15 protein-coding genes are annotated in these 19161 nt (G+C 38.1%); 8 read left to right on the plus strand and 7 right to left on the minus strand.

The genetic code is table 11. From position 1 onward, the window contains the following. The first annotated feature begins 10 nt into the window (after positions 1-10). From E6H07_05725 to E6H07_05755, 7 genes are read left to right on the plus strand one after another with little or no spacing between them, the layout of a single operon-like run. Positions 11-2395, plus strand: coding sequence for an FtsX-like permease family protein (locus E6H07_05725; protein TMI65420.1), 2385 nt, complete (start codon positions 11-13; stop codon positions 2393-2395). Positions 2396-2403: 8 nt separating this feature from the next. Next, positions 2404-4815 carry an FtsX-like permease family protein gene (locus tag E6H07_05730; GenBank protein ID TMI65421.1) on the plus strand — a complete coding sequence of 804 codons (2412 nt, stop codon included), beginning with the start codon at positions 2404-2406 and terminating at the stop codon, positions 4813-4815. A 10-nt stretch (positions 4816-4825) separates the two neighbouring features. Then, positions 4826-7216, plus strand: coding sequence for an FtsX-like permease family protein (locus E6H07_05735; protein ID TMI65422.1), 2391 nt, complete (start codon positions 4826-4828; stop codon positions 7214-7216). A gap of 29 nt (positions 7217-7245) precedes the next feature. Continuing rightward, positions 7246-8280 carry a hypothetical protein gene (locus E6H07_05740; GenBank protein TMI65423.1) on the plus strand — a complete coding sequence of 345 codons (1035 nt, stop codon included), beginning with the start codon at positions 7246-7248 and terminating at the stop codon, positions 8278-8280. Between the two features lie 47 nt (positions 8281-8327). Then, positions 8328-8993 (plus strand): ABC transporter ATP-binding protein, encoded by a 666-nt coding sequence (locus tag E6H07_05745; protein TMI65424.1) that lies wholly within the window; start codon positions 8328-8330, stop codon positions 8991-8993. Positions 8994-9048: 55 nt separating this feature from the next. Further along, positions 9049-10467, plus strand: coding sequence for a TolC family protein (locus E6H07_05750; protein TMI65425.1), 1419 nt, complete (start codon positions 9049-9051; stop codon positions 10465-10467). A 51-nt stretch (positions 10468-10518) separates the two neighbouring features. Further along, positions 10519-10878, plus strand: a complete 360-nt coding sequence (locus E6H07_05755; protein ID TMI65426.1) for a cupin domain-containing protein — start codon at positions 10519-10521, stop codon at positions 10876-10878. A 47-nt stretch (positions 10879-10925) separates the two neighbouring features. On the opposite strand, the gene E6H07_05760 is transcribed toward E6H07_05755, so the two are convergent. Then, positions 10926-11297 (minus strand): response regulator, encoded by a 372-nt coding sequence (locus tag E6H07_05760; protein TMI65427.1) that lies wholly within the window; start codon positions 11295-11297, stop codon positions 10926-10928. A gap of 482 nt (positions 11298-11779) precedes the next feature. Between E6H07_05760 and E6H07_05765 the strand changes: the two genes are divergently transcribed. Beyond that, a complete protein-coding gene (locus tag E6H07_05765) occupies positions 11780-12904 on the plus strand; it encodes a saccharopine dehydrogenase (GenBank protein TMI65428.1) in 1125 nt (374 codons plus the stop codon). Between the two features lie 19 nt (positions 12905-12923). Here E6H07_05765 and E6H07_05770 read toward each other — a convergent pair whose 3' ends face one another. From E6H07_05770 to E6H07_05795, 6 genes are all read right to left on the minus strand, one after another. Next, the gene (locus E6H07_05770; GenBank protein TMI65429.1) at positions 12924-13442 is read right to left on the minus strand and encodes a hypothetical protein; all 519 of its coding nucleotides are present in this window, start codon (positions 13440-13442) and stop codon (positions 12924-12926) included. Positions 13443-13496: 54 nt separating this feature from the next. Next, positions 13497-14090, minus strand: coding sequence for a M23 family metallopeptidase (locus E6H07_05775; GenBank protein TMI65430.1), 594 nt, complete (start codon positions 14088-14090; stop codon positions 13497-13499). 3 nt (positions 14091-14093) lie between these two features. Further along, a complete protein-coding gene (locus tag E6H07_05780) occupies positions 14094-16322 on the minus strand; it encodes a redoxin domain-containing protein (GenBank protein ID TMI65431.1) in 2229 nt (742 codons plus the stop codon). Positions 16323-16327: 5 nt separating this feature from the next. Further along, complete coding sequence (locus E6H07_05785) at positions 16328-17248, minus strand: ABC transporter ATP-binding protein (GenBank protein ID TMI65432.1); 921 nt, start codon at positions 17246-17248, stop codon at positions 16328-16330. An 86-nt stretch (positions 17249-17334) separates the two neighbouring features. Then, complete coding sequence (locus E6H07_05790) at positions 17335-17931, minus strand: NifU family protein (GenBank protein ID TMI65433.1); 597 nt, start codon at positions 17929-17931, stop codon at positions 17335-17337. A 148-nt stretch (positions 17932-18079) separates the two neighbouring features. Next, entirely contained in the window at positions 18080-19054 is a 975-nt protein-coding gene (locus E6H07_05795) for a deoxyhypusine synthase (protein ID TMI65434.1), read from the minus strand. Positions 19055-19161: the final 107 nt, after the last annotated feature.

The raw sequence follows: 19161 nt of genomic DNA on the forward strand, positions 1-19161 counted from the left end.
AAGTATAGCCATGATAAAAAATTATTTTAAGATCGCCTGGCGCAACATAATCAAGAGTAAGGGATACAGCGCTATTAATATTGGTGGCCTTGCTGTTGGTATGGCTGTAGCTACATTGATTGGCTTATGGGTATATGATGAATTCTCATACGATAAATACCATAAGAATATTGATCGCATTGCACAGGTAATGGGGCATGTAAACTTTAACGGCAAATGGGAAACAGGCGTTGCTAATCCTGCTTTGATGGGCCCGGAGATACGTGCAAAACATGGAAGCGATTTCAAATATGTAGTACAGGCATCATGGGCTGGAGGTCATTTGCTTTCAATAGGTGATAAGCATATCAGTAAAGTAGGTATTTTTTTCGAACCCGATGCGCCTGAAATGCTGACATTAAAAATGCTAAAAGGAACAAGAGCAGGATTAAAAGATCCATATTCTATCATGCTTTCAGCATCTTCTGCCGAAGCTGTTTTTGGAAAAGAAGATCCAATAAATAAGACATTAAAACTCGACAGGCAGTTCGATGTAAAAGTTACAGGTGTGTATGAAGATCTGCCTGACAACACCTCCTTCCGGGATATAAAAATTATGATGCCATGGAAATTGTGGTTAATTCAAAATCCCTGGGTAGATAAAATGAATGAACCATGGGGTAGTAATTTCTCGCAAACATTTGTACAAATAGCTGACAATGTTGAAATGGAAAAAGCATCGGCAAAGATCAAAAATATAAAACTGGACAACGTAACCGATGAAGAAAAAAAATACCAATGGATAATTTTTCTTCAACCTATGAGTAAATGGAATTTATATAACGAATTCAAAAATGGAAAGAATACAGGAGGAAATATTCGTTATGTCAGAATTTTTGGCGTCATTGGTGTTTTTGTTTTGATCCTGGCCTGTATCAACTTTATGAACCTTTCTACGGCGAGAAGTGAAAAAAGAGCAAAAGAAGTTGGCATCCGCAAAACAGTTGGCTCATTACGTTGGCAATTAATAAAGCAATTTTTTGCTGAATCTTACCTGGTAGTACTTCTCGCTTTCGCATTATCGTTGATCCTTGTAAAATTATTATTGCCTTTATTTAATGATGTAGCGGGCAAAAAAATTGAAATTGGTTGGACAAATCCATTGTTCTGGACTTTCAGTCTTGTATTTATAATAATTACAGGTTTGCTTGCAGGTAGTTATCCAGCTCTTTTTCTTTCTTCATTCCAACCTTTAAAAGTGTTGAAAGGAACTTTCCGTGTCGGTAAGCTTGCATCAGTACCCCGTAAAGTTTTAGTTGTTATACAGTTTACTGTTTCGGTAGCACTAATAATCGGTACTATTATCATTTATCAGCAAATCAACCATGCTAAAAACAGGCCGATTGGTTATACACGCAATGGTTTGATCAATTTAGGGATGGAAAAAGAAATCAAAGATCATTATGAAACGGTGCGAAATGAATTAAAGAGCTCTGGTGCTATTGAAGAAATGACTGCTTCCAATAGCCCAATGACACAGGTATGGAATTCTAATGGAGGATTTGATTGGGAAGGTAAGGACCCTAACCTTGCAGTAGATTTTCCTAATAGCAGGGTGTCATATGAATTTGGAAAAACAGTGAATTGGAAGATCAAGGAAGGAAGAGATTTCTCAAGAGATTATGCAACAGACTCCCTGGCATTTATCATTAATGAATCAGCAGCCAGTTTTCTCGGATTTAAAGAGCCGGTTGGAAAAATCTTGAAATGGGAAGGCAAACCATTCACAATTATCGGTGTTGTTAATGATATCATGCAGGAATCACCCTTCTATCCTGTTCGTCCTTCATTATACCATATCGATAAGTATGAGAATATGTATAATCTCATATTAAGGCTTAATCCAAAACAAAGTACCAGTCAGTCATTAGCCACTATTGAAAAGCTCTGGAAAAAATATGTACCCGCTGTGCCCTTCGACTACAAGTTTATTGATGAAGAATTTGGAAACAAGTTCAGGGCAGAAGAAAGAGTTGGAAAACTTGCCTTCTATTTTGCCGTGCTTGCCATATTTATTTCTTGCCTTGGATTATTTGGGATGGCAAGTTTTGTAGCTGAACAAAGAACTAAAGAAATCGGCATACGAAAAGTATTAGGTGCAAGTGTGGTTAATTTATGGAGATTACTTTCAAAAGAGTTTGTCTTGTTAGTGATCCTCTCCTGTGTTTTTGCCGCTCCGCTTGCATATTATTTTTCCAGCAGCTGGCTTGAAAACTATGATTACAGAATAACGATAGGCTGGCAGGTTTTTGTATGGGCTGCAGCATCGGCATTGCTGATCACTTTGATCACCGTAAGCTTCCAGGCAATTAAAGCTGCCATTGCAAACCCGATTAAATCTTTAAGAACAGAATAATAGTTATTATGATAAAAAACTATTTTAAAACGGCATTCCGAAACCTGTTGCGAAATCGCAAATATGCAATGCTGAATATTTTAGGTTTAGGTGTAGCATTAGCTGCATGTATCATTGTATTCCTTGTTATACAATACGAAACCAGTTACGATAAACATCTTGCCGGGTACAAAAGTATTTACCAGGTTGTAACCAAAGATGTGGACGGGGATGGAGAACATTTTTCCGGGGGCGTGCCTTTTCCAGCCATTAAGTTTTTACGACAGGATTTTCCGCAATACAAATTTGCGGAACTTATGCAGGAATCAGGTGTACAGGTAACTGTAAATAATAATAAAGTAAACACGACCAATAATAAGTTTCTCGAAGAAAGCGGTGTGTTTTATGGTGACCCTGAACTACTCAATATTTTTGAATTAAAATTTTTGTTGGGCAACGCTGATGCACTGAAAGATGTAAACAGCGCTACTATCAGCAAATCGCAGGCGGAAAAATATTTTGGTAACTGGAATGAGGCAGTTGGCAAAACAATCAATATTGATAACTCTGAACATGGTTTTCAAATAGCAGCAATCTTCGAAGATGTACCGGCAAATAGTGATTTTCCTTTTAAGTTAGTGGCCTCTTATGAAGGGTTTAAATCCAACGACAAGACATGGCCCTTCGATGACTGGGGCTCCAACACCAGTAATCACCAGGTGTATGTTTATTTGCCGAAAGGCATTAATACTGCAGCAATTGATCAGCAGCTTGCCTTGTTCAATAAAAAATATCACAAAGAAAATCCGCAAACTACAAGAACTCATTTCCTGAACCCGATAGAAAAGACTCATTTCGATGATCGCTTTGAAACCAACGGTTCTCATGTCACCAGTAAGATATCTTTATACACGCTTGCTTTTATTGGGCTCCTCATCATACTGATGGCCTGTATCAATTTTGTAAACCTGTCAACAGCACTGGCTGTGACACGAAGCAGGGAAGTGGGCATACGAAAAGTAATGGGTAGCAGCAGGGCGCAACTGCGTATGCAGGTATTTATGGAAACATCAGCCGTTGTAATTTCAGCAACAGCACTGGCAGTTTTGCTTGCTTACTTCGCATTGCCATTTATTAAAAATATTATGGTGGTACAGGACAAGCTCAGCATTTTTAATACGGGGAGTTTTTTATTTATCCTCGGTATTACACTTGTCACTATCATTCTTTCCGCCTTGTATCCTGCATTTATCATGGGGCGTTTTAAACCAGTGGAAGCTATTAAAAATAAGATCAATACATCCAAAGTAGGAAGTGTTTCTTTACGTCGTGTACTGGTGGTTTTACAGTTTGCTTTCTCGCAGATTTTTATCATCGCTACGATTATTGCTATCAGCCAGATGAGCTTTATCAGAAAGTCTGATTTAGGTTTTAATAAAGATGCGCTGCTTATTGTAAATATGAATTTTGACAGCTTAAGCCGCTCAAGACATGATGCTTTCCGCGATGCACTAATGGCCAGGAGTGATATAAAAAATGTAAGTTTTGCGTTTGATGCACCTTCTACACAAAATACATGGGATGGCAACTTTGCTTTTGATAAAATGGAAGACCGTGATTTTAATGTGCAACTAAAGCTGGCTGACTATAATTATATAAACACATATGGCTTGCAGTTGATCGCAGGACGATTTTATGGACAGAGTGATACCTGTCGTGAATATGTAGTGAATGAAACGCTGCTTAAAAAATGTGGCGTAACGAATCCGCAGGATGCTATTGGAAAAATGTTTCGGCTTGGTGGAAGAAAGCCTATGCCGGTAGTGGGTGTGGTAAAGGATTTTAAGCAGGGATCTTTGCGGGATGTAATACAACCAATCGCTCTGTCCCCACAAAAAAGATTTTACAGAACTGCAGGCATCAAGCTCTCCAGCGCCAACCTTGCTAAGGCTAATGATGAAATAAAAATTATCTGGGATAAATATTTTCCCGAGTATGTATATAATTCAGTTTTCCTGGATGATAATATTACCCGGTTCTATGAAACAGAGCAGCGGCTGAGCAATATGTATAAAGTATATGCGCTGCTTGCCATTTTTATCAGTTGCCTGGGTTTGTATGGGTTAATCTCATTTATGGTAGTACAAAAAACAAAAGAAGTGGGCATAAGAAAAGTATTGGGAGCAAGTGTGCAGAGTATTATGTATTTATTCTCCCGTGAGTTTACAATTCTGATCACCATTGCATTTGTGCTGGCTGCGCCTGTTGCATGGTATTTAATGAATACCTGGTTAAAAGACTTCGTTTACCGGATTGACATTGGCGCTGGTGTCTTCGTGATTGCAATGGCAGCTTCGATACTGATTGCATGGATAACTGTCGGGTATAAGGCTTTGCGGGCAGCAACCGTTAACCCCGTAAGGTCATTAAGAAGCGAATAAAATTATCGTAATGATAAAAAACTATTTCAAATCGGCATTCAGAAATTTTGCACGAAACAAGATTTATTCTTTCATCAACATTGCTGGTTTAAGCATCGGGCTTGCATGCGCCATGTTTATAGTTTTGTATGTAAAAGATGAAGTAAGCTTCGACAGGTTTCATAAAAATGTAAACAATATTTACCGCATTGCCAGAAAATCAAACGGCAACAATGTAAATGGCACCACTGGTTTTTTACAGGGACCGAGGTTTACGCAAAATGTTCCCGGAATAAAATCTTTTGTTCGTGTGCAGGGCGGAGCTAAAGACATAAAAAATGAAACCGGCGTGCAGGAACAGAATGGAGTGTTACATGTTGACTCCAATTTCTTTTCTGTACTTACATTCCCTTTATTATCTGGAAGCCCTGAAACCTGTTTAACAGAACCACATTCCATTGTATTGAACGAAGATGCCGCAAAAAAATATTTTGGCACAACCGATGCTGCCGGCAAAGTGCTGATGGTAAAAGAAGATACCAGCTTTGTTCCTTATAAAGTAACAGCCGTTGCAAAACGTTGCCCGCAAAATTCTTCCCTGCAATTTGACGTCCTGCTACCATTCAAAGTATCTGATGCTGATGCAAAGGACACACATAACTGGTTTAATTCCTTTCTGACCACATTTGTAGTATTGGATGATAACGTAAACCAGCAAGCAGTGGAAAAACAAATGCAAAGCTTTTATGTTGCAGATGCGAAAGAAACTTTTTATGAAATGTTGAAAAATGATGGTGGCAATCCTGATGATATTCCAATGGGCACCTATTTTTTGCAACCGTATCTTGACATGCATTTGAACACGCAACTGCCTGCGAACAATGGTTTAACTAACGCAAGCAACCCGATGTATTCCTATTTACTTTCGGGCATTGCATTGTTTGTGTTGTTGATTGCCTGTATCAATTTTGTGAACCTCACTATTGCACGGTCTGTAAAGCGGGCCAAAGAAATCGGCATCCGCAAAGTGATGGGCAGTGATAGAAAGCAATTGATATTTCAGTTTCTCGGCGAGTCGTTTTTTCTCTGCACGGTTGCATTTCTATTAGCTATTGCCCTGGTGCAATTGTTATTGCCATTGTTTAATGAGCTTGCCAATAAAGCATTGGCCATTTCTTATTTGTTCGATGCAAAATTGATTGCAGGTTATATTGCTTTGTATATCATCACAGGTTTGCTTGCAGGTTTTTATCCTGCATTGGTGCTATCGGGTTACAATTCCGTACAAACTTTGTATAGCCGTTTTCAGATAACAGGAAAAAATTACCTGCAAAAATCGTTGGTGGTATTGCAGTTTACGCTGGCCTCATTTTTAATCATTGCCACAGGTATAATCTATGCACAGTTTAATTTATTAACCAAAACCAACTTGGGATATGATGACAATAATCTTGTTGTTGTAAATAAAAACGGACTAAAACCTGGCGATGCTGCTGCTTTTAAAAATGAATTGCTCAAGAACCCAAACATTGCCGGCGTTAGTGTAAGGAATGCCGGCCAATGGGGCTCAGGGACAAAAAACCCGGTTGGTTCTAGCGTATACTTTGCCGGTGAAACTGTTGATGAAAATTATTTGCCTTTATTAAAAATTCCGTTAACAGCAGGAAGAAATTTTTCAACAGCATTTCCCGCAGATGCTACACAATCTGTTATCGTGAACGAAAGTTTTGTAAAAGCGGCACACTGGAAAAACCCGGTTGGTGAAACTTTACAGATTTTGGGAAGCAGCAATGAAACGTATCATGTAATCGGCGTGGTAAAAGATCATCACTTTGCATCATTAACCAAAAAAATAACGCCGCAATTATTTAACATGAATGGCTCATATGGAACTTATTATATCAGGATAAAACCAAACACAGCAACTTCAAGTTTAAAATGGGTACAAAAAACATATCAGCAGTTTTACCCGATGATCCCTTATGCGTATGTATTTAAAAACGATGAAAACAGGAAACAATATGCCGATGTCGAAAAATGGAAACAGATTATTTTATTCGGCGCATTACTTACCATATTTATTTCATGCATTGGTTTGTTTGGATTATCTGTTTTATCGGCAGAGAAAAGAATCAAAGAGATCGGCATACGCAAAGTGCTTGGTGCATCCGTGCAACATATTGCTACAACGCTTTCGACCGATTTTATAAAGCTGGTAATAATTGCTTTGGTTATTGCATCACCTTTAGCATACACTGCAGCCAGCAAATGGTTGCAAAATTTTCCATATCGAATTACAATAAGCTGGTGGCTGTTTGCATTCGCCTCATTACTAGTTGTGTCTATTGCATTGTTTACGGTAAGCTTCCAGGCAATCAAAGCAGCTATTGCAAACCCGGTAAAATCATTGAGAACCGAATAAATGAAATTTAAACCTTTAAATATTTTAATATGAAAAAGTATTTCTTTCTTTTAGTGATAAGCTGCTTTTCAATAGCATTATCCGCACAGGATAAAAACGACGCACCTTATTTAACCAAATCGTTTGCCGGTGAATCAATTAAAAATGTTGAAGCAGAAACATCAGGTGGTAGTATAACCGTGACAGGCTCAGCAGGCCAGGCGAAGGTTGAAGTATTTGTATGGCCATCTAACAAAGGTAAAAACGCTTCGTTTTCTAAGGAGGAAATACAAAAGAAACTGGATGAGGATTATAACTTAACAGTTTCTGTTGTTAACGGAAAACTTACAGCAATTGCTGAATCAAAGAAGAAAAACAATAACTGGAAGAACGCTTTATCTATTTCTTTTAAAATATATACTCCGGTAAATGTTTCTACTGAGCTAACAACAAGCGGAGGCAGCATTCATCTTACTGATCTATCCGGCACTCAACGTTTTACTACTAGCGGTGGAAGCTTGCATGTTGATAAATTAAAGGGAAATGTAAAGGGGCGAACATCGGGTGGCAGCATTCATGCAAAAGATTGTAATGAAGACATTGATCTCACCACAAGTGGCGGCAGCATCGAAGCAGATAATTGCACCGGCAAAATAAAGCTGCTTACCTCCGGCGGCTCAATACGACTTAATAATCTAAATGGAAATATTGATGCTACTACCAGTGGAGGCAGTGTTCGCGGAGAACTTATTAAAGGAGAGCTTTTGGCTCATACTTCGGGTGGAAATATTGATTTGCAAAAATTATCATGCAGCCTTGAAACTTCAACGAGTGGTGGAAATATTGATATACAAATAATCGAGCTGGGCAAATATGCTAAGATAAGTAACTCAGGAGGTAGTATTAATGCAGAAATTCCAAATAAAGGGATAGACCTGAAAGTGAAAGGATCAAAAATTAAAACAGAAAAGCTGAGCAACTTCAGTGGATCAATTGAAGACGATGAGATAAACGGTAAACTAAACGGTGGGGGAATCCCGGTTACTATTAAAAATAGCGGTCGTATAAATCTTGTACTAAAATAACTGGCGGCAACCGGTTAAAGCATTGCGAATAGAATAAAATAAAAACTATGTTATTAAATCTGAAGAAAATCTTTAAATGGGTTAATGTAGGCGGGGCAAGAGTTTTTTTGCTGAAGGATATTGACCTTGAAGTAAAAGAAGGAGAATTTATTTCTATCATGGGGCCATCTGGTTCCGGTAAATCAACCTTGCTGAATGTAATTGGTATGCTGGATGGTTTTGATGAAGGCGAGTATCATTTCCTGCATGAGTCGGTTCATAAAATGAAAGAGAAGCAAAGATCTGCTTTGTATAAACAGTATATCGGGTTTGTTTTTCAGCAATATCATTTGATCGATGAGCTAACTGTTTATGAAAATATTGAAACACCTCTTATTTACCAGGATCTAAAAACTTCTGAACGTAAAGCAATGGTAGCCGATATGCTGGATCGTTTTAATATTGTTGGTAAGAAAGATCTGTTCCCAAGCCAGCTATCAGGCGGACAACAACAACTGGTAGGTATTGCGAGAGCATTGATCGCAAAACCAAAACTATTGCTCGCAGATGAACCTACAGGTAATCTCAATTCAAAACAGGGAGAAGAGATCATGGAATTATTTAAACAATTAAATAATGAGGGTGTTACCATTATCCAGGTTACTCACTCAGAAAAAAATGCAGGTTATGGCTCAAGGATAATTAGCCTGCTTGACGGAAGGATCGAAAACTAATAACAATTACCGGGCTTAAAACTCCGGAAGAATAAATAATATTAAACATCAAGATATGCGGATCGTAGTTTTATTTTTTATTGTAGCAACATATTCTGTTCAACTGTATTCACAGGAAAACAAAATGACGCTGAAGCAATGTATTGAAACAGGTATAAATAATAATATACGTGTAAAACAATCGGGCTTGCAAACAGAAGCTGCGGCCATTAACAGCCAGCAGGCAAAATCTGATATGCTTCCAAACCTAAATGGAAGTTTTGGATATGGACTTAACAAGGGACGAAATGTTGACCCACTGACCAACAGTTACATCAATCAACAACTCACATCATCCAATATTGGATTGAGCAGCGGCGTTGTTTTATTTAACGGTATGCGTCTGCAGAATTTGATCAAACAAAACAACCTGACTTATGAAGCTACCAAAATGGATCTGCAGCAATCGAAAGATAATTTAACGCTTAATATTATTCTTGCTTACCTGCAGGTGTTAAGCAATGAAGATATTCTTGTTATAAGTAAAGGACAGGCTGATGTAACTAAAAAACAAGTGGAGAGAATGGATGTAATGGTAAAGGAAGGCGCATCTGGAAACTATTTGCTGGCAGATCTAAAAGGACAACTGGCAACTGAGGAAATTTCTATCATTAATTCTGCAAATGCTGTAGAACAAGCCAAATTGAATCTGTGCCAGTTGATGAATATCGATTATAATTCAAAACTGCAATTAGAAAGAGATGAAGCATCATTATCTATTACAAGCTATGCGGCTAGTTCATCAGATATATATAATACAGCCTTGCAGCAGTTTGCTTTGATACGGGCAAATGAATTAAGAGTAAAAAGCGCTGAAAAAGCACTCAAGGTTTCACGATCCGGTTTTTACCCCACTATCAGCCTTAACGGAAATCTTTTCAGCAGTTATTCCAGTCTTGCAGAAACATTAACACCAACAACAACTAATGAAGTACAAACCGGTAGTTATGTGATCATTAATGGAATTCATAACCCGGTATTAAAACAGGAGCAAAATTACTCATCAACTAAAACAGCTTATACCAAACAGCTTAATAATAACATTGGTACTTACTTCGGGGTTAATATGCAGATACCATTATTCAATAGTTTTCAATCAAGGAACCAGGTGAAGCTATCTAATCTCAGTTTGAAGAACACAGAACTTGAATCAGAAAATTCTAAAACTCAGCTGAAACGTGAAATTGAACAGGCGCATCTTAATATGACTTCTTCCTATGACAGGTATAAAATTTTAACAGAGCAGGTCAGGGATTTTGAAGAATCATTCCGTGCTGCAGAGGTACGTTTTGAGAACGGTGTAATTAATTCTGCTGAATACCTCATCAGTAAAAATAATCTTGACAGAACAAAGGTCAATTTAACACAGGCACGGTATGAATATGTTTTCCGTACCCGTTTGCTGGATTATTTCCAGGGAGTTTTGAAGATCTAGAATAGAACTATACCCCGAATCACTTTCGGTTTCATTTACTAATTTTAGTAAATGGAAAAAGTCAATCTATCCGAAAAGTTTTCTCTCTTCTCCGAATATTGGAATCCAAAGATCGCCGGTAAGCTGAATGGCCAGCAAGTAAAGCTTGTGAAGTTCAAAGGCCCATTTGTCTGGCATCATCATGAGCAGGAGGATGAATTGTTTTATGTAGTGAAAGGAAGTTTTGATATGGAGTTCCTGGATAAAACAGTTACTGTCAATGAAGGTGAATTTATAATAGTGCCCAGGGGTGTTGAACATAGGCCCAATGCAAAAGACGAAGTGCATGTTGTTTTGTTTGAACCAGGAACCACATTGAACACTGGAAATATTAAGAATGAAATGACTATGGAGAATTTGGGGAGGGTTTGATGCTACGCTAAATATACAGACTCACCACAGTGGTGTAAAAGCATCATCTACTTTCTGCCAAGTTCGAGCTTATCGAGAATAGTATTGATCGTCTTCATGCTGAATGGTTTTCTGAGAAAGTAGTTGATACCTTCTGCCTTTGCTTTTTCTTCTATCCATTTCGCTGACTCGGCTGTCATCATAATAATTTTTATCTCTTCATCTGCGAGATGAATATTGCGAATAAAGTTTATACCTAATCCTTCCGGAAAACTATTGTCGAGAAAGATAACAGTAGGCTTCATATAACTCAGGTATTCTTCAGCTTCGTGTAACGAATAGACAGGTAAAGTCAATATCTTCCTTGCTTCGAGCATCGGAATTAACAGACGGCCAAGGTCTTCATCATCATCAATTATCATCGCGGTTTTAGCTAACATTAGTAGGGGTCGATTAGTGTAATGTTTGCAGAACAAAAATTCGGCCTCATTTTAATACTGGCTGTTTTTTGACTTGCCACATTCCCTTTCTTATAAGATGAGGATAATTCTCCACTATCAATAAATATTGGGGGTTTTATGTCACAGGTAAAGTTGCTACATGTAACGGGGGAAGTACTATCGTAATAGTTATATAGGAATATAAATTTCTGTTCAGTCGGCGCCTTCACAAAAAAGAGACTCCGATAAAACGGACTTAGATAAACTTTTTTTGCCACCGCATCAAGATCCGGCTGTTACTGGAAGTTTGATCGAATGAATTCAATTGCATTTTTATGCGTTCGTAATCTATCATTGTTTTCAATTTAACAAAAAACTATTTACATACAAAAGCCAAATCAACCCGAAACTTGCTTAAAAATAAACGTCGCCGTGGTATAAATTTTAATTTCTGCATCTTTGCTTTCCCAAAAATTTGCTATATGAAAGTTGCAGTGTTAGGCGCTGGAATGGTTGGCAGTGCTATCGCAATGGATCTTGCTTCCCGTCATCATGTTTCTGCATTTGATGTAAGCAATACTAATCTCGATATGCTGAAAAAAAGAAACCCAAGAATTGAAACACAGCAGGCAGATCTCAGTGATTATTCATCTTACCCGCAACATCTTTCTTCATTTGATATAATTGTTAACGCGGTTCCGGGCTTTATGGGCTATAAAGTACTGGAAGCTTCGATCAATTGCGGAAAGAATATTGTTGATATTTCTTTTTTTCCTGAAGATGTTTTGCAACTGGATAAACTGGCAAAAGAAAAAAGGGTTACAGTTATTACTGATTGTGGCGTAGCACCAGGTATGAGCAATTTCATTGTCGGCCGATATAATGAAGAAATGAAAATTGATGCGATTGAAATATATGTCGGTGGTTTACCGAAAGTGAGAAAGAAACCATTTCAATACAAAGCTCCGTTTTCACCGGCAGATGTAATTGAAGAATACATAAGACCAGCAAGGTTAATGGAAAATGGGTTTATTTTTACCAAGCCTGCTTTAAGCGAAGTAGAGTGGTTGCAGTTTGATGAAGTAGGCACATTGGAAGCATTTAACACAGATGGGTTGCGTTCTTTATTATATACAATGCCACATATCAAAAACCAAAAAGAGAAAACAATGCGATATCCGGGTCATGTTGATATAATTATTTCTTTGAAGGAAAGTAATTTCTTTAGTGAAAAGCCGATCCAGGTAAATGGAGTAGAAATTTCACCTTTAAAAGTCACTTCACAGATTTTATTTAATGAATGGAAGTTGGGCCTGGAAGAAGAAGAACTGACTGTGATGAAAGTGATATTGCATGGAGAAGGTAAAACGATTGAGTGGAGCCTGCTTGATTATTACGACAAGGAAACAAAAACATCCTCTATGGCACGTACTACAGGATACACCTGTACCGCTGTTGTGAACTTACTGGCGCAAGATCTTTTTTCAGAGAAAGGAGTTTTTCCACCTGAACTGGTTGGTAAATATAAAAACTGTTTTGATTTTGTGTTGAATTACCTGAATGAAAGAAATGTAAACTGGAAAACAAAAACAATAGGCAATTCATGAAATTCAGATCGATCTGCGATTATGCTTCACACATTTTTTTCAAATTACGCAGTCCTGCTTCAAACTGTTGATTGAGTTGTTTATTGATCATCGGACCCATCAATCTCGCCATTGGCCAGGGTAATTCACCACTGTTTTGCCAGGTTACTTTTACTTCGCTGCCATCGCCCCACTCTTCAAACAACCAGTTATCTTTTGCTTTGCTGCTCCATGGTTTTATAAATTCCAGATCGAAGTGAATATGTTTGTCGTCAATAGAATTGAGAGTTAAAAATCCGACCCCTGTTTTCTTTCCCACCCATCCATATTTATGTCCGGGTGTTTTGGGTGTACCCGTTATCGTTCCTTTGGCTGTCGGATCCGCCTGCTGCCAGGGATTCCATTGACTGTAAAAATTAAGATTGCCAACTTTGTCCATTACTTCGGCCACTGATTTTTTTATGATCGTTGTTTTTTCAACCATGAACTTTGAAGGCATTAAGTAAGCAAGCAGTAAAATGCCGAGGATAATACCTAAAATAATATACACTACTAACATAGCCTTGTTTTTTGAAAGTTAAACAATAATGCCCGGACTAAAAACCTTTTTCCATCAATGGATAGCCCGGTAAAATTTTGATGGCCGCAGGTATTTAATTCCTTTCTTTGTTTTAAAACGTGTAGCCAATTGTTTGTAATTGCCACTTACATCATTGCCCACAACTTCAAAATGTAAATGAGGAAATGCAGAGTAACCCGTGTTGCCGCTTTCACCAATCAGTTGACCGGCAGAAACAGTATCACCAACATTAACCTCTGCTCCTTCTTTTTTCAAATGCCAGTAATGCGCAACAGACCCATCTTTGTGTTGTATAGAAATATAATTACCATCAGAAAGATTTTCCGGTTTTAGTCCGCCTTCATCAGAATCTTCTCTTGCTGCAATAACCACACCATCTCTTGCTGCACAAATTTTTGTTCCTTTCTTTACTTTAAAATCTAATGCCCGTTCACCCTTATGGCTCATCTTGCTTTCATAGGCTTGTATTAAAAAAACTTTCTTTTTGTTTTCAAAAGGAAGCAAATAAATATAACTGCTGTCTTCTTTAAATTTTCCTGACTTCAGATCCTGAATAGAATATTCTTCCTGTGCAACACAGCAATAGAAACTTAAAAATGAAATAAGAATAAAAAAGAAATGTTTCATCTCTTATAAGCTTGTAAATCCGGGAATTTCTCTTTTTAATAACTCTATAAAAGCAGGGTTACCTGGTTCGGGCATTTGTGCATTCAATATCTTACCATCCGGGTCTAATAAAATATAACGAGGCATATAATCAACGCCATAAGATCTGCTAAACTGGTCCTTATTATTACTACGCAAATGCAACACCCGCATTGATCTTTGACTAGCTTCATTTTGCCATTCCCATCTACTATCGTCAATGGATAATGCAACAAATGCAACCGAAGGACTTGTATATTGTTCTGCAATCTTTTCAAAGATGGCCGATTGCCCAGTACAAGTTCTGCACCAGGTCGCCCATACATCTATCACCACATAACGTCCTTTAAAATTTTTAAGAGAGAAAGAGTCTTTATTTAATGCTGTAGTAGTAAAATCAGGAGCGGCACTTCCACGAGTTAAACTATTTAACGTGTAATGCAGCGCCAGTATTTGCTGCTGTGTTTTTTGTTGTGAGATAACCGGAAGATATTTTTCGATCAGCATTTCCCTGCTTGCACTATCCCTTGTTCTGCCAACAAGTCCTTTTATTTTATTATAAACAAGATAATCTCTTAATGTGCTTGCTGGTAATACGGTTGCTACTTTTGAGATATAAGCCGTATCATTGGAAGGATTCAATTTATATTTCTGCTGATAATAGTCAGCAATGTTATCACGATACATAGAGTAACTAAGAAGAGTGCTATCATTATAACTAACTGCATTCCTGATCGCATCAACAGATTTTGGAAATTCCAATGTTTCGGTTGGATGATACACTTTGAACCACTGTGCATACTTACCATCGAGTAACTTTATGTAGTATAGAGAAAGTAATTTTTTCTGTAAAGCAATAAAATCATTGTTTGGTTTAAAATTATCTGCTGTTTTATAATTATCCAGGTTATCAACCTCGTCATTCCAAAGCCGCATGACCTCAGCCGCAAATGCTTTTGGTGTCATTTCAGAACCATAATGTTCCAGCCTATATTTATCACTACCATTGTCATTATTATCGGTTCCATTTCTTAAATACTCATTTTCGGGGATCCTGGTTCCTGATGAAGTAAGCCGATTACTAATGCCATCAATTTTTACCTTAAGGAACAAACTATCCTTGTTTCCAAAAAAGATCTTTTGATTGATGGCACCCAGTCTAAATGAATAAACACCCGCAGGAATATTTTTTTCCGTGCTTGCACTAAATCGATTATCAGTTATGGGAATTTCAAGAACAGTATCCATCAGGGGCTCAGCAAACAAATATGCCGTTTGGAATTTATCTTTTGATTCAACAGTTCCGGCAATTACAGTACGACTATGTGAAGGGAGCTGAATTGGCTTATTTATATATAAAAAGACTGCGACGAACAAACCCAAGGGCACAAGCATATAAAGGATCCTTGGAATGGGTTTAAAGAAAGCTCTTTTAAAAGTTTTTCGCACATACCATTGATAGCCAAGCCATAATGCAGTCACCATCCACGCAATACTTAGCCATTCATAATACATCAGAAAATTTCCTGCACTACTGCCATCCGGATTTAGTACCGTAAGCCCCGGAGCCATGTATGGCCACCATAATACTTTACGCATTGCAAAAAATATTGATCCTGCAATTGTGCCAACCAACCCTATAGAAAAGGGGAATAGAAATCCGCTGATGACAACAGAAAATAAATATTGAATACCCAAAACACCCAAGCCCGCAACGAGTAATCTTAGTCCGAAACGAGTGATGAATTCAAGTGGAATTGAATGTTGGGTGAAACCCGGACTGTTTTTTACCAACATAATAATAGTGCCACCTAGTAAACTAAAAAATAAAAGGGCAACTATACATAGGAATGCCACCAGTACAGATATGCTGAATTTGCTCAGGTAAAGTGAAGGTTTAGAAATTGGTTGTACTTCTATCAACTTCCACCCACCTCCGCGATGTTCCATTTGTGTAAGACGTATCACAAGAAGTGTAAGAAAAATTGGAAAGAGAAAAAGACCAAAACCTTGAAAGCAACTGGTGACAAGCCTTTTCCATGAATTTTCCGAAGCAACAAATGTAAAATCACTTTCAGTTGTTAATAAACCGACCAATGTAAAGATCGCAGGAATAAACGCAGCCATGAGCAGTACCAACCAAAATGTTCCAGAGTTTCTCAACTTTAACCACTCTGCTTTAAATGCTTTTATATAATCAGAAAAGAAATTCATAACAATTAGTTTGATGTCATTTTAATAAACCATTCTTCCAATCCTTCATTAGTGCGAACCCCTCTTACCGGAACTCCCTGCATCACCAATTCACGGGTGATGTTTGTAATATCATCACTATTCTCAACCGGCAAAACAAATTCGTTACTTAATAAAGCTGTTGCCTGCGGATATTTTTCTGTAAACAAATTTTTCCATCTTGCTGTATCATCCACTTTTATCGTTACCAGTTTACCATGACCGGCACTTTCCTGCAAGTCAGCCATTGTTCCCTGGAATTGCATGACACCTTTATGTATGATACCAACATGTGTACAGGTTTTTTCTACTTCATTCAATAAATGGCTCGATACAAAAATTGTTTTACCATGATCCTTATTCAGTCTTTTCAGCAGTTCTCTTATTTCAATGATACCTGCAGGATCAAGCCCATTTGCTGGTTCATCAAGAATTAGTAAGGATGGATCAGGCAACAAGGCCATTGCAAGGCCCAATCTTTGCTTCATACCAAGTGAATATTCTTTCGCCTTTCTTTTGCGGTCATTGTAAAGACCAACAACCTGTAAAACTTCATCAACTTTTTTTTCATCCATTTTTCTTAAACGGGTGATCACTTTTAAATTGTCACGGGCATTCAAATGAAGATAGAGTGAAGGAGTTTCTATCAACGAACCGATTCCTTCAAAAATGCCGGGAAGATTTTTCTTTAATGATTTGCCGTAAATAGTAATATTGTCACGATCATTTTCAAGCATACCGGTAAGCAGTCGTATAGTAGTTGTTTTACCGGCGCCATTCGGACCCAGGAATCCGAATATACTTCCTACGGGAACTTTTAAACTTACATTGTTCACCACCTTTCTTCCGTGGCGAAACATGTAATTGAGTTCTGAAGTCTCAATTGCATGAGCATTTGTTTGGTTCATGGCTATTTATTATCCGGTAAACATATTAAAATAAAAAAAGCGAACACCAGGTTCGCTCCGTTATTTCTTAAAATCTTTATGAATGGTTATTCTGCTTCTGCAACAACTTCTTTCACTTCCGGTATCATTCTCTTCATCATTCCTTCAATTCCGGATTTTAATGTGATCATACTCGAAGGACATCCGCTGCAGCTTCCCTGCAACATCAGGTTTACCACGCCATCATCATAACTTTTAAATTGAATAGCACCACCGTCCATTTCAACAGCAGGCTTTACATAATTTTCCAGTAGTTCTTTTATACGTTTTACCACGTCATCATCATCGGCACTTATTTCGTTGCTGCTTTCTTTTTTTATGCTCACAACCTCATCTTCATTGATCACCGCTTTTCCTTCTTCCAGGTAATCTTTCAAAAATTGTCGGATAGAAGGAATTACATCTTGCCAGTCAGTGTCAGGTGTTTTGCTCAGCGTAACAAAATTGCTGGCAATAAAAACAGCTTTGATAAAAGGAAAACCAAACAATTCTACCGCAAGTGGTGAAGGCTTGGCGCTTTCTGCATCAGGAAAATCAATGCTCTTGCCAGGGTATAAAAGTTTGTTGGCCACAAACTTCATTGTTTCCGGGTTAGGCGTCATTTCTGTATAAATGCTGATAATTGGATTACCTGTCTTGATCATAACTCACTGAATTTTTATAGATACAAATATACAAACCCATTCCGGCCTGTATTTACGAAGAAAGGAAAGAGACCCGTTGCTTTTGTTAACGAAGCAACGGGTGAAGACTTTTCGGCCTAATCCGCCTTTTTAGCGAGAAGAGTGTTGTTTACCACCCCAATATCCACGCAAAGATCAACGGACACACAATTGTAGCATCGCTTTCTACTATGAATTTGGGCGTATTAATATCCAACTTGCCCCAGGTAATTTTTTCGTTAGGCACAGCCCCTGAGTATGAACCATAAGAAGTAGTAGAGTCGCTTATCTGGCAGAAATAGCTCCAGAAAGGAACGTCATGCCATTCCAGGTCCTGATACATCATAGGCACTACACATATCGGGAAATCGCCGGCAATACCCCCACCAATCTGAAAAAAACCTACCCCTTTACCGGATGAATTATTGCGGTACCATTCTGTCAGCCATACCATATATTCAATTCCGCTTTTTACAGTACTGGCTTTCAGTTCGCCTTTTACTACATAGCTGGCAAAAATATTTCCGGTAGTACTGTCTTCCCAACCCGGTACAACGATCGGAATATTTTTTTCAGCAGCCGCTACGATCCAACTATCCTTAGGATCAATTTCATAATACTGTTTCAGATCGCCGCTTAAAACGGTTTTGTATAAAAATTCATGTGGAAAATAACGTTCGCCTTTTGCTTCCGCCTCTGCCCATTGCCTGTGTAAGTGTTTTTGTAAACGACGGAATGCTTCTTCTTCCGGAATACATGTATCAGTTACACGGTTAAAATGATTCTCTAATAGATCCCATTCTTCCTGTGGGGTTAGGTCACGATAATTGGGCACTCTTTTATAATGTGAATGTGCAACAAGGTTCATTACATCTTCTTCCAGGTTAGCCCCGGTACAACTAAGAATATGCACTTTATCCTGGCGGATCATTTCAGCAAGCGAAATACCGAGTTCTGCAGTACTCATAGCACCTGCAAGAGATACAAGCATTTTACCGCCTTCAAGCAAATGCGTTTCATAGCCTTTGGCTGCATCTACCAGGGCGGCAGCGTTGAAGTGACGATAATGATGTTCAACAAATTTGGAAACGGGTCCTTTGTTCATAATTGATTTTTTTAAAAGACCGCCTTCAGATCGAAATAAACCGAGACATTGCGGGGCTGCAAAAATAAATGATTTGGACTGACTGTATAAAACAAAACCCTGACTGC

The sequence above is a fragment of the Bacteroidota bacterium genome, assembly GCA_005882315.1.
Lineage (GTDB): Bacteria > Bacteroidota > Bacteroidia > Chitinophagales > Chitinophagaceae > VBAR01.